This window comes from Psychrobacter sp. JB193, assembly GCF_002285555.1.
Lineage (GTDB): Bacteria > Pseudomonadota > Gammaproteobacteria > Pseudomonadales > Moraxellaceae > Psychrobacter > Psychrobacter alimentarius.
In genome coordinates this window covers 386,852-400,614 of sequence record NZ_NRGY01000002.1, presented here as the reverse complement: position 1 = coordinate 400,614, position 13,763 = coordinate 386,852, and the positions used below count along the sequence as shown (strand labels likewise).

At 44.4% G+C, this 13,763-nt stretch carries 9 protein-coding genes; 6 read left to right on the top strand and 3 right to left on the bottom strand.

Annotation, left to right across the window (positions count from 1 at the left end):
• The first annotated feature begins 89 nt into the window (after nucleotides 1-89).
• Entirely contained in the window at nucleotides 90-1,466 is a 1,377-nt protein-coding gene (locus CIK80_RS09430) for a dicarboxylate/amino acid:cation symporter (protein ID WP_095569796.1), read from the top strand.
• A gap of 133 nt (nucleotides 1,467-1,599) precedes the next feature.
• Here CIK80_RS09430 and CIK80_RS09425 read toward each other — a convergent pair whose 3' ends face one another.
• Nucleotides 1,600-2,355 carry a TSUP family transporter gene (locus CIK80_RS09425; RefSeq protein WP_062845449.1) on the bottom strand — a complete coding sequence of 252 codons (756 nt, stop codon included), beginning with the start codon at nucleotides 2,353-2,355 and terminating at the stop codon, nucleotides 1,600-1,602.
• Between the two features lie 458 nt (nucleotides 2,356-2,813).
• Here CIK80_RS09425 and nhaA point away from each other — a divergent pair, with 458 nt between their 5' ends.
• Both nhaA and CIK80_RS09415 read left to right on the top strand, forming a co-directional pair.
• Nucleotides 2,814-4,016, top strand: coding sequence for a Na+/H+ antiporter NhaA (gene nhaA, locus CIK80_RS09420; RefSeq protein WP_062845450.1), 1,203 nt, complete (start codon nucleotides 2,814-2,816; stop codon nucleotides 4,014-4,016).
• A gap of 156 nt (nucleotides 4,017-4,172) precedes the next feature.
• Complete coding sequence (locus tag CIK80_RS09415; RefSeq protein ID WP_095569795.1) at nucleotides 4,173-5,525, top strand: oxygenase MpaB family protein; 1,353 nt, start codon at nucleotides 4,173-4,175, stop codon at nucleotides 5,523-5,525.
• Nucleotides 5,526-5,621: 96 nt separating this feature from the next.
• On the opposite strand, the gene CIK80_RS09410 is transcribed toward CIK80_RS09415, so the two are convergent.
• Entirely contained in the window at nucleotides 5,622-6,359 is a 738-nt protein-coding gene (locus CIK80_RS09410) for a CoA pyrophosphatase (protein ID WP_095569794.1), read from the bottom strand.
• A gap of 621 nt (nucleotides 6,360-6,980) precedes the next feature.
• On the opposite strand from CIK80_RS09410, the gene CIK80_RS09405 reads away from it, so the two are divergent.
• From CIK80_RS09405 to CIK80_RS09395, 3 genes are all read left to right on the top strand, one after another.
• Entirely contained in the window at nucleotides 6,981-7,796 is an 816-nt protein-coding gene (locus CIK80_RS09405; RefSeq protein ID WP_095569793.1) for an SDR family oxidoreductase, read from the top strand.
• A 421-nt stretch (nucleotides 7,797-8,217) separates the two neighbouring features.
• Nucleotides 8,218-8,781, top strand: a complete 564-nt coding sequence (locus CIK80_RS09400) for an NUDIX hydrolase (RefSeq protein WP_062845454.1) — start codon at nucleotides 8,218-8,220, stop codon at nucleotides 8,779-8,781.
• 144 nt (nucleotides 8,782-8,925) lie between these two features.
• A complete protein-coding gene (locus CIK80_RS09395) occupies nucleotides 8,926-10,266 on the top strand; it encodes a serine hydrolase (RefSeq protein WP_095569792.1) in 1,341 nt (446 codons plus the stop codon).
• 117 nt (nucleotides 10,267-10,383) lie between these two features.
• Here CIK80_RS09395 and CIK80_RS09390 read toward each other — a convergent pair whose 3' ends face one another.
• Nucleotides 10,384-13,425, bottom strand: a complete 3,042-nt coding sequence (locus CIK80_RS09390) for an insulinase family protein (protein ID WP_095569791.1) — start codon at nucleotides 13,423-13,425, stop codon at nucleotides 10,384-10,386.
• Nucleotides 13,426-13,763: the final 338 nt, after the last annotated feature.

The window sequence follows — 13,763 nt, the reverse complement described above, 5'->3', positions numbered from 1 at the left end:
ACCTTAGAGAATTCAGGTAAAGGCATATAAATCAGTAATATATTGTTTGCTTCCTGATACTGGGTGCTGTGTATAAAAGGATAGAGTTTATGTGGAAAAATATGGGACTGACAGGCAAGATCATTGTTGCCATGGTGCTCGGTATTATACTGGGTCTATTTATAAACTATTCAGGACTGAACACTGAAGGCAGTTTTGTTCATACGTATATCACAAATGGGTTCTTCGCTATTATTGGCAAGCTGTTTGTTAACTCATTAAAAATGTTGGTCGTTCCATTAGTATTGATCTCACTGATTTGCGGTGTTTGCGGCATTGGTGATATCCGACTGCTTGGTCGTATCGGTAGCAGAACGTTTTTTATCTATATGATGACAACGGCACTAGCCATTGCCACTGCGATTGGACTTGGTATTGTATTTGGTATCGGTAAAGGCATGGACATCGCAACTGAAGCGGCATTTGAAGCTGAGTCAGCGCCGCCTCTGTTAGATGTGTTTTCTAACATCATTCCATCAAACCCCATCAGTGCGATGGCGAATGGTGACATGCTATCGATTATTTTCTTTGCTATTTTAATCGGTATTAGTATTTTGATGGTTGGTAAGCCTGCCAAAGGCTTGGTACAAAGCTTAGAGCTGATTAATGAAGTCATCTTAAAGATGGTAACCATTATCATGAACCTTGCCCCATATGGTGTTTTTGCCTTATTGGCCAAGGCTATGTCAGAGCTTGGTTTGGACCTTATTTGGTCATTACTTGGCTACGTTGCCGTACTGGTTGGCTCATTGGCTTTCCACTTCTTTATCACCATGATGATTGTGCTCAAGCTGTTTTCAGGCTTGTCTGTCAAAACGTTTTTGACAAAAATGCGCGAAGTGCAAATTTTTGCCTTCAGTACGTCAAGCTCAAACGCGACCATCCCTATTACTTTACGTACCGTCACCAAACGAATGGGGGTCGATAACTCCGTTGCTTCATTTACCGTTCCTTTTGGTGCGACCATCAACATGGATGGTACGGCCATCATGCAAGGGACGGCAACCATTTTCATTGCCAATATCTATGGCATTGATTTGGGCGTGACCGATTATCTGGTCGTGATTCTCATGTCGGTACTGGCCTCTATCGGAACTGCAGGTGTGCCTGGTGTTGGTCTGATTATGTTGTCAATGGTATTTGCACAAGTGGGCTTACCTATCGAAGGTATCGGCCTAATCCTAGGTGTGGATCGTATCCTTGATATGTTACGTACTGCTGTAAACGTCGGCGGTGATGCGGCGGTAACTGCTATTGTGGCAAAATCAGAAGGTAAGATGGACTTAGCGATTTATAATGACCCTGATGCAGGCACCAAAGATGTATTCGATGGTCACATTGATGAAGACAACGAGCGCGAATTCTCTGAAGTCTTCCATGATGGAGTAATGGGTAGTGAGTACGATGATGTTGATCGTCGTCGTTAATTATCTATATTGAATAAGTTATCATAAAAAAACCTCAGCACATCATCTCATGGGCTGAGGTTTTTTATGGGCGATAGAATAGAGGTATCGTCACTCATTGCTATCGCTTAACGCCACTTGGTCATTAACGGCATTATCCCATCACGTATTTGGTGATCATCGCCAAGCACACGAGTACGATTAAAGGTCGAATCAATTTACTGCCACCTTTGACCACCATATGAGAACCAAAATACGCGCCTACCGCTTGTCCAACCATCATCGCCAATCCTACCTTCCATAAAACGTTGCCGCCCAAGATAAAAAATATTAATGAGCCAATATTGGTAGATAGGTTCAACACTTTAGCAGCACCAGTTGCCTCAATAATCTGACGGCCACGTAATGCTACATTACCAAGCGCAAAGAACATTCCGGTCCCAGGTCCAATATAACCATCATAAAAACCAATCACAGGTGCCGCCACTTTTTGCCACATCCCTTCTGAGATGCGCGGTGTTGCTTCTACTTCTCCAAGCTTGGGGGCAAATAACGTATAAATCCCGATAGCAGCAATCAAAAATGGAATCAGTTTTTCAAGCAAATCTGGTGGTGACATTTGGACGGCAATAGTACCAATCACAGAACCGATAAAAGCGGCAATGATAGCGACTTTAATACGTTGAGGCTTAACCACCCCTTTTCTAATCATTGTAATAGAGGCGGCTAGCGCGCCAGAGGCAGCTTGTAACTTATTGGTACCAAGCGTCAAGACGGGTGGAATGTTAGCGAGTAACATGGCAGGTATGGTTAATAGACCGCCGCCACCAGCAATCGCATCGATAAAACCGGCTAGCACCGCCACAGCGGTAAGCATTAAGATAATCTCTAAAGAGAGGGATACGTCCATGACACTGACCTTCAAAACAGATAATAAAAACAGAGACAGCCCAAAAAATTCGGCTAAAAAAAATTGCTATTAGATAAGCAATGGCATTACTGATAGGTACTAGAGCGCTCACTGCGCTTTATACAACGTCAATCATTATAAGGATAAAACCATAAAAAAAACCAAAAACATAAAAAAGTCTGCTAAATTTGTCTCATTACTCATTAAATATTCGGAATAAACGGCTTTAACCTCAAAAGATTTAACGAGTTGCAACTACTTTGTCTGTCATATCCCCTTTATAATATCGTTATTATGAATATAGCAGGAAGCACTCATAACTTTTGGTTAGCGTATTCTGTTGTTTATATGAATAAGAGTATGAGAAACTACGCTTTTCTATCTGTGACGTTGAACCGCGTGACAGGATAGATATTTGAGGTTATTTAATACATTTGTACTTAGTAAATGAGGATGATATGGCAATACGAAGGATTAAGGCATTTTTTGAGTTTGAAGCGGCAGGCGGGATTGTTTTGGCATTGGCTGCCATTGCTGCAATGATCATTGCCAACTCCCCTCTGAGTGTTTGGTACGAAGGATTTATACACGCACCTGTCGCCATCCAGATAGGCGAATTCGGTATTGCCAAAGATGCACACCACTGGATCAACGATGGTCTGATGGCGATTTTCTTTTTCTTAGTTGGACTTGAGCTTAAACGTGAAGTTTTGATCGGCGAGCTGTCTAACGTCAAACAAATCATACTGCCAGCTGGTGCTGCTTTGGGCGGTATGATTTTCCCAGCCATTGTTTATTTGCTATTTAACTACCATGAGCCTGAGTTTTGGAAAGGATGGGCCATTCCAGCGGCGACTGATATTGCTTTTGCCCTTGGTATTTTGAGTCTTTTGGGCAGCCGCGTACCCAACTCTTTAAAAGTATTTTTGGTGTCTATTGCTATCTTTGATGATATTGGCGCCATCTTAATCATCGCGCTATTTTATACCAGCGAATTGTCATTACAATCGTTAGCGGTAGCTGGTTTATGTCTGCCTGCTTTATACTTTTTGAATCGCCGTAACGTCACTAGAATCACGCCTTATTTGCTTATTGGTGTGATTATGTGGATTGCCGTACTCAAATCTGGCATTCACGCAACCTTGGCTGGGGTGGTTTTAGCACTCTTTATTCCAATGTTTGACCGCACCGATCCTGAGCACTCTCCACTTGAAGAGTTAGAACACGACTTACACAACACAGTCGCCTTTGGTATTTTGCCAATCTTTGCTTTTGCAAACTCTGGCATATCCCTCCAAGGTGCTGGTCTTGAGGAATTGTTCCATTCTGTTCCACTTGGTATTGCCGCAGGTCTGTTCATCGGAAAACAGTTAGGCGTTATGATCATGTGCTGGTTAATCTTTAAGCTTGGTATCTCAACCATGCCAAGAGGCATGAATTTCAAGCAAATCTATGGCGCCGCTTTGTTGTGCGGTGTTGGCTTTACGATGAGTTTGTTTATCGGTGGTCTGGCATTCGCAGGCGACACCACAATGTTCGATGAGCGCCTAGGCATTATCATGGGTTCAATCGTTTCTGGTATCGCAGGTTACCTCATGCTCAAATTTAGCTTAAAAGAGAATGTGAGTGGAACGTCTGTAGATTTAACCCGTCCACATTGATGACAGAATGAGCTACTCAAATGCCGTTTGGCAAATGGGTGGCTCATTTTTATTATCATCATATAAAAATGTCATACCAAATTGGTGCCATTACAGGAATAGATATTGATATCGTTGGCATTGTGAGAGATTTCATCATAAAGGCAATGGATAAATATGGATTCTACAGATTTCAGTAATAAAGCAAATCGTGCATCTGCCACCTCTTCAGAACAAAAGAGCTCGGCAGAACCTTATCAGCGTCACGGACGTACAACGGCTCTTGACGACCATAGCGATCTACAAGTCTTAAAACGCGTCAAACGCTATTTATTGCCGAAAAACTTTGTCATCTCGCATGACTTATTAGACGAGATGGTAGCTGGTTACGATATTGGTGATCCGCTCGCAGATGCACTAGCCGCTGATGGCATTCGCTTTGCTAAGCCATTACAACAGCACATTATCAGTAACAACAGCGACGATGTACTCAAAAACAATGCCGATTTTCGGACATTGACAGAGCAGTTTAGCTGCCATCCTGATTGGTTCGATCCCAAGCTTGCACACATTGGAGCGGTTGCTTACCGACGTTATCCCCTGATGTTGATTTGGCTATTGCGTAATGTTGCCCTGATGGCAGGCTATAGCATTCCTGCCCTCTCCCTTCCTCTGATTCAGACTGGTGCACTGATGCATGATGCGCTACCGCGGCTGATGCGTACCTACGCTTATATTTTAGCGGTCTCTGAGCATCCTCAATCAAACATGAGCGCGCACATCAATCGTCCACCAATTGAGCAAGTGCTGGCCATTGGTTCTGAAGGCTGGCGGCAGTCTATCCAAGTGCGACAGATTCATACCTTAGTACGTCAAAACTTACTCAAAGGTAAAGGCAATGCTGCTACCGGTATCATCACTGAAGCCGACCAGCACCACAATCCTGATGGCAGCTGGAACACAAAATATTGGGGCGTGCCGATTAATCAAACCGATATGATTGCCACCCATTTGCAGTTTTCGCTGTTAATTATGCGCGGACTACGGCTGCTTGGTGCCCGCATTAGTAAAGAGGAAGCGGCAGGTATTTTGCATCTGTGGAATTTGGCCAGCTATTGGATGGGCGTTGATTTGCAGCGCTTACCGAAAGATGAGGCGGCTTGCTGGGAGTGGTTGTATACTTATCTGTCGATTCAGCAGCTTGATTTTAAGATGGGACAGCCACTGGCAAAAGCCTTGCACGACTTACCACGTCAGCTCATGGGTGAAGACAACCGCCGAGGGCGCTTCGTTGAGATGGTCAATGCCAGCGTGACGCGTACTCTAGTCGGCGATGACATTGGTGACGGACTAGATTTACCAAAATCAAAAATACGGTTTGGTGTCCTGTCCTCAGTGCCTATCTTGTTTGCGCTTGATACCGCCCGCCAGCACAATCGCAGCATTGATAAAAAATTAGAAGCTTTTCGTGCCCAGCGTCAAGACAACATGAATTGGTGGCTAAAGAAAAACGATGACTACTATAAATAAGTACTGACGCAAAACATCGTTCATGAGGTCACTATTTCAACTTAAACTCAATGTCTTTCCAAGCGTCGTACTATGACAGACTATTCATTAATACGTTTACAAGCGTGTATTCTGGACACGATAATACCAATCAAGCTGCCGATCAAAGCCAGTTTCTAATAGGCTGGCGATGACACGCCCTGTCAAACCCCAAACGGTTTCTCCATCCACTTGCCAGCTTGGCGTAAGCAGGGTCGACGTCTGCTCTTGCATGGTGTATTCAACGGCATACTCGACAGTCGGCTGAGTGAGTAGCGACTCAAAATCTGCCCAAAATATGCGAGAGATTTCCCCAAGTTCGGGCACCAATACCAAATCGGGTGCAATCAATGCCACAATTGGCCGTACTGTCAGACCACTTTTGGAGGTTTGTATAGGTAGCTGACCGAGCAATTGCACCTTGCTTGGTGGTAGAGCGGTTTCTTCGCACGCTTCACGCAAAGCTGTGATGACATTATTGCCATCACCCTGATCATGTTTACCGCCCACACAAGACACTTCACCAGCATGACTATTCATATGGGCAGCGCGGCGCGTGAGTAGCAGTTTTGGATGACGCTCATGAGTAATCGCCACCAATACCGAGGCATCTGCAATCGGTGTCTGATATAGACTGTCTAAGACACGCGCGCTATAAGAAGTGTTGTAATCGTTGTGGCGTATTGGATGATTGATGGCAGTGACGGTTTCTTGCTGTACGCGTTCAGCCAATTTTCTGAGTGTGGGATAGCGAATAAACGTTGGTACAGCCACGCTAAATTTATTAAAGACATCAAGATTGTTGGGTATGGTCATTATCAAATCCTATGGGTGGTCATCATCATATTATTTATGATGGTGCCTATCTCAGCATGCCAGTATAACCTGTCGATGGTGTGGCAGCTTTTCTTATTCATCAGCTTATCGCTATATACAATGATTGTGCCATGTTTATCAAAATACTACCCATGCATATATAAGATACTCTCTTTTGATAAGTGCAACAGTGAGTATAAATGCCGATGCTTATTCTCATTGTGTACAGCCTTTGTTATATCGACTGCCTATATATCTCGGTAATGTCCAAAATTTAGTGTTAATTCTTTGTCATTATGCGAGCTCTTTTAACTCTCTATACCATATATCACCTGTTTTTGATCGACATATTTTTATATGTCTATACCATTTTTGCACAGCCTTACTCAGTCTTGATTTAACTTATCGGTTAACACGACAACATTTTTAAATTACCAAACCTCAACTCAGCAATATTCCAAAATAGGTGTCTGGATATTATGATGAGCTCCGACAGACTGTGATAAATATAGAATATCTACTTTGAGATATCAATTTTGACATATCCATATAAAAAGGACTTCACACAGCCTTGTCATACAAACAATAAATTAACTATAAATAAGATAAAGGATACGAGTTATGACAGACCAAATCGACAGCATGATGCCACCTGCTGAATATATCAATGATGATTACAAAGGCTCTGGCAAACTGGCTGAAAAACGCGTTTTGATCACTGGCGGAGACAGCGGTATCGGACGTGCCGTTGCTTTTCATATGGCACGCGAAGGTGCCAAAGTCGCCATCCTTTATCATTCTGACGAAGAGAGCGCAAATGAGACACGTGAAGGCATCGAAGCGGAAGGCGCAGACGCTCTAGTGTTGCAAGGTGATACGGCAGACAGTAACAGTTGTAAAGAAGCGGTAGAAGCGGTCGTGGCACAATGGGGCGGCATTGATGTATTAGTAAATAACGCTGGTATGCAAAAGCCGTATCATGATTTATTGGAAGTCAGCGATGAGGATTGGCAGCAGCACTTTGATGTCAATATGTCAGGAATGTTTTATGCGACCCGCGCCGCTCTTGAGCACATGAAAGAAGGCGACAGTATCATTAATACGACGTCCGTTAATGCGTATGTCGGCAATGATGTTTTGGTACCTTATACCGCGACCAAAGGCGCTATCGTCGGCTATACCCGCGCGCTATCGCAACAACTACTTAGTCGCGGCATTCGCGTTAATCAGGTGGCACCAGGCCCTGTAGTGAGTGAGATTCAACTGGTATTTAAAGACTTTGATAAAGATATTTTAGGGTCGATGTCCTCACCAATGGGTCGTATGGGTCAGCCACGTGAGATGGGGCCTGCCTATGTATTTCTTGCTTGCCAAGACAGTAGCTTTGTGACAGGTCAAACCTTACATATCAATGGAGGCATGATTACCAATGGCTGATATCAATGATGTGCTACATCCTCCGAGTATTGCTACCTATTGAACGGACAGCCTTACACATCGTCACTGGTTGCTCGCTGATGTTTTATACCATGGGCTGAAACGGCCAATACTGCCTGTTTATGCTTCTGTAGCAGGCAGTTTACGCATGCAGATGCTGAGCTCTGATCGTCATTGATAAGCTCCTATCCCTCACTTTAAAAACCCTTGATAGAAATTGACAAATGCTATCAGGGTTTTTAGATAAAGCAGCCTCATATAATCCTGACGATGCTTAGTATGGGTAAGAATAAAACGCTTGGTACTATACGAAATACTGTTTATTGCGAAGAACTTTATATACAAAAGCAAACATCAGAATGGTCAAAAACCTTTTAAGATAAGTGGATACACGATATTCATAAAAAATAAGGCAGGTAATATGGGCTATTGTCTACAATGCGGTCATAAAGCAGAACGCAAAATACCACCCACAGATAATGTACCGCGTTTGGTATGTCCCAATTGCCACTACATTCATTATGAAAATCCAAAAGTAATTTGTGGCTCACTTGTGATTCATGAAAACCGAGTGCTTCTGTGTCGCCGTGCCATCGAACCGCAATATGGACTTTGGACCTTGCCAGCCGGATTTATGGAAAATGGCGAAACCATGGCTGAAGGAGCGGCACGTGAGAGCTATGAAGAGGCAGAAGCAGTGGTTATCAACCCGCGCTTATACTGTCTGTATGACATTCCTGATATCGGTCAAATCTATAGTATCTATCTAACAGAGTTAAAAGACGGCGCGTATGGTATCGGCTCTGAGAGCCTTGACTGTGCGTTGTTTAAAGAAGAAGACATTCCATGGGATGAGATTGCTTTTGAAGCAGTACGTCGCACGCTAAACAGCTACTTTGAAGACCGTAAAACATTCGATACATATGCTCAATTTCCGGTTCATCAAGACTATATCGGCAAAGATCAAAGTATTAAACGCTATTAACCTCGTAAGATAAGCACAAAAGACCATACAAAAGTTGTTGGTAAAAACCATTGATAAGAATTATGCTAAGTTATTAGTATAGACTCTTATCAATGGTTTTTTATTGTCTGACGTTAACCGCTTCATCTGACTTGCGAGAATATCATGCTGACTTTGTTGCAACGTTCCTTATCGCTACTATCATTTACTCCTTTATTGCCACTGACCATCGCCATGACATTGCTCAGTACAACCAGTCATGCAAATGACACACCACTTACTGCCAAACAATCAGATCCACAGGCGCTTGGTTGGATGCAAGGTTTTCCGCCGCCCAATGACAAGCTGATATCGCAGCCGTCCTCTGATTTTTTTAGTTTTCCAAAGCTACGTTGGACAGTTTGTCACATTCGTGAGCTGATGCCGACCACTGAAGTCAGTCGCGGTATCGGTGCACCCTCCAAGCTCAACTATGAGCTGGATAAAAATATCGATGCCATTACCTTTACTCCCACTGGTAGTAATCGCTCGATGACATGGCAAGAATCATTGGACGCCAACTATACGGACGGCATTATGATCTTGCATCACGGTAAGGTGGTATATGAGCGTCAAAATGGCTGTCTCAATGAGCTCGGCCAACATGCTGCAATGTCGATGACCAAATCGATGACAGGGCTATTGGCAGAGATTCTCGTGACCGAAGGAAAGCTTGACGATGACGCATTGGTTGCCTCTATTATTCCTGAACTGGCAAACAGCGGCTTTGGGGATGCAACCGTACGTCAAGTCATGGATATGACCACTGCACTGGACTATAGCGAAGACTATGCCGATCCCAATGCGGATATTTGGAAATATTCAGAAGCGGCCAGCCCACTACCGAAACCCAAAGATTATGACGGGCCTAATGGCTATTTTGAATACCTTCAAACGGTCAAGAAAAAAGGCGAGCATGGGAATGCCTTTAACTATCAAACCATTAACAGCGATACGCTGGGTTGGATCATTGCGCGTACCACTGGCAAAGCGGTCAATAATCTACTCTCTGAGCGCATCTGGCAAAAAATCGGCGCTGAACAAAGTGCCTATATGACGGTTGATGCCAAAGGTACGCCATTTGCAGGCGGTGGTATCAGTGCAGGCTTGCATGATATGGCACGCATTGGTAGCCTCATGCTGAATAAAGGCGAGATTAACGGTGAGCGTCTGTTTCCAGCAGCGGTAGTAGAGCATATTGAGGCTGGCGGTAACAAGGCTGCTTTTGCCAAGGCAAATTACAAACAACTCAAAAATGGCAGCTATAAAAGCATGTGGTGGTCATACGACAACCCCACACCCGTCTACTCGGCTCGCGGCGTCCATGGGCAAAGGATTTATATTGATCCAGTAGCTGACATGGTCATTGTCCGTTTTGCCTCGCATCCTGATGCCAGTAATAGCAAAAATGACCCGACTACCATTCCTGCTTTTAAAGCAGTCGCCAATTACTTAATAAAGAAATAACAAATTAGAAGTAAACATCATAAAAAATGAATACCATAAAAAACCGCCGCTTTCATCATACATCGAAAGCGGCGGTTTTCTTATATCGTTCATTTACTTTATAGAAGCACAGTGCTATTAGCTCTTAATTTTACAAACGTTAAAGCCCAATGCTTTTACCTGACTTTCTTTGTCATAAGGCGCTAACACCGCACGTACATGCTCTTGTCTTTGCAAGTATTGTTTGGCAACACGCTGCAAATCAGCAACGGTCACGGACAAGATGGCCGCACGCATTTTGCGCTGCCAGTCTGCGCCGCGACGATGCAAGTCAGCAAAGCAGGCTTTGATTGCCTCCCCTGCAGGAGAGCCAGGTTTATCCATACCAGAGATAATACCAAGGATGGCCTCTTCTAACTGCTCATCCGTTTGCGGCTCATTTAACAGCCATTCGATACTGGCATCAAAATGGGCAAAGGTCTCAGCACACTGAGGATCACGATAACTGAAGAATTTAAAGGCACAGGCATTGGCATCATAGCCAGCACCGCCGCCATAAGCCCCGCCGCGCTCACGAATGGCACTGTGCAAATAGCCGTTTCGTAAGTAAGGCGCTAGTACCATCAACGCAGCAGTATCAGGATGATCGGCTGCAGGTACCGTATAAGCGCTGGCATTATGATAAACGTTGGTCGGAACCAACCATGCCAAATCTTCAACCGCTACTGATTCACCCTCAACATCATTTAGATGTAAGTCTGCAAACTCGCTTGGGACACTGTCATCAATACCGCGATCAGAGTTGGTTAATTTTTCTGCAAGCGCTGGTGCTTGACTGTCTTTCCAACTGTCGACAATTAAGTCGCTCAACCGCTCAGTTTGCTCGGCTTCACAAATGATTACCGCATGTTTGGGTAAGCTAATCAAACGCTGATGCAAGTCCATCAAACTGGTCGCAAGCTTATCCCATTGCGCATCGTCAGTACTCGCATGTGTTAAGAAATCTTTCAGTGCATTCAAGGCGGGAAGACCGCTTCGCACATACTCTAGCTGCGCTTGACGACTCATGCCGCGACTGGCTATCTGCATGGCATACGAGTGTCCAGAACCAGCAAGGTTTGATTGCCAGCTCGCTTGACGCTGCTGCAAAATCTCTTTAATACGGTCATGCTCACTAAAGACACTATGTTCCATGACTTCTTTGAGCAGATCAATCGCTTCAGGTTTACGATTCAGCGCACGCGTCGCGACCACAAAATAACTGCTGATAGACTGGCTATCGGCAATGTCGGTACGTTGGCTGATACGGGCAGTGACTCCTGAAGAATGCGCCGCTTGCTTGGCTTGCATGTCATGAGCACTGATCGAATCGGTGCCAAGCTCTGACAATAAACTTAGATAAATAGGCAGCAATGGATGATTGATCACCTCATCTACTGGCAACTGGTCACTATTGACGCCGCCAATGGCATCGGTCAATGGCACGATGACTTGATAATAGTAGATACCATTGGTACCTGCTTCATATTCAAATAAAGTGCTGTCTTGTCCACTCAAACGTACCGTTTTTTGCGTGCCTTGCTTAAAGCTAATGTCCGTTGGCACGTCTTCTAGACCCACTTTTGGCAATAGGCTCAAATCATCCGGCGCCGCTTGGCGCGCAGCCAAATCGAGCGCTTGCTTATGCAAAATGTCTTTATCATCAGCCGTCAAATCCATCGCGATAGTGTCTAAACGGGTCTGCTCTGCAGCAGCCAGACGAGCTGTTTTTTCACTGTCTGGCGTCAAGGTAACACGCAGACGGTGAGTGTTGTCGAGCAAATGGGTTTTGATTAAATTGGGCAACCACGCTTTATCTTTTACCTGCTCACGTAACCATTGTAGATGCTCATCCACTTCCCAAACATCGATAGGGTTGCCATCATGGATAGCGGTACTAAAGCCTTCTAGCATTAGGTTTAGACCATAAGGAACGCTATCGCCACCGATATGACGTTGATCAATCTCTATCTGATGCAAAATGGTTTCGATGGTTTCATCATCAACTGGTGCGCTTGCAACTTTGGTCAGCAAATCTATGATGCCCTGCTCGACCGCTTCGGCATGCTCAGGGTTTGAGCCGCGTAGACCGGTATAAAAGACCATTTCGTAATGACTGTCATCGAGTCCCAGTAATGGACTTGGTGCTTTGCCCAGTGGATGGCTGTCCAGATACGCACGCAGCGGTGAGCCTGCATGTTCCACCAAGACCCCTTCTAATAAACGGAGCGCCAGACGCTGCTTTGGATCGGTAATAGACGGTAGCAGCCAAGCGACGACATGATGCGTTTGGTCGGGGCCTGCTTCATCAGCGGTATAAGTATCGGTGGCACTAATCGGTGCAGATAGACGCTGCTCTGGACGTGAGACGTGCTTTTTGCCAGCTTCAAACTGAATCAACGCATCTTCATGAATCTTGGTCTGTGTCTCAGCCACTGGAATATTACCAAAGCTCATGATCACGCTGTTCGATGGATGATAATGGCTTTGATGAAACGCCACCAACTCAGGATGTGTCAAATCAGGAATATCAGCAGGATCACCGCCTGAATTGTAATGATACGTCGTCGTTGGGAATAAGTGATGAGCGACAGCATGATAAAGCTGATCAATCTCACCACTCATCGCCCCTTTCATCTCATTAAATACAATACCCTTAAAATGCGGTTTGTCCTCGCTATCCAACTCAACACGAATGCCTTCTTGAGCAAAATCAAGCGGATGAATATTGGGAAAAAATGACGCGTCAAGATAGACCGCAAGCAAGTTAAAATAGTCGTTTTTGTTTTGCGTGGCATACGGATATGCCGTCCAATCAGCGGCAGTCATCGCATTCATAAAAGTATTGAGCGAGCGCTTAATCATCGAAAAGAACGGATCACGGACTGGGAATTTTTCAGAACCACATAAGGCGACATGCTCTAGGATGTGCGCCTCACCTTTTGAGTCCATGGGCTGGGTACGAAAGCCCACCAAAAAAGCGTTTTCATCACTTGGGTGTGCCAAATGATAATGCATTGCACCTGTTTTGACATGTTGACTGATCAACACATCCATCGAAAGCGCCTCAATATGGCGATGCTCAATCAGCTCAAACGCTGGATGCAGGGTCAGGTCAGCAGTGAATAGCGTGTCAGTCATAGTGTTCCTTATAGAGTGTTTTTACCTGAGTAAGTATCAGCGTGAGGTTCGAGTAAAAATTATGCATCTCTTACTTTACTTGAGTAAAAACCAATAATGAATAAAAATTACGAGTACAAGATAATGGCTACAAGATAAATCGTTTTATCTGTCATTGATATCAATCAGTACAAAAAATTTTGGGTAATATTCGTATGTCATAGCGGTATATGTAATGGCACTGTTGCATCCATTAATAGGAATTTGCCTAACGGTATTAGATGGGGCTAAGCATTTAATAAGTCAAGGTACGCTCTAAAAGATAGGCCAGAAAGCCATAGGAAAGGTAGCTAGACCTT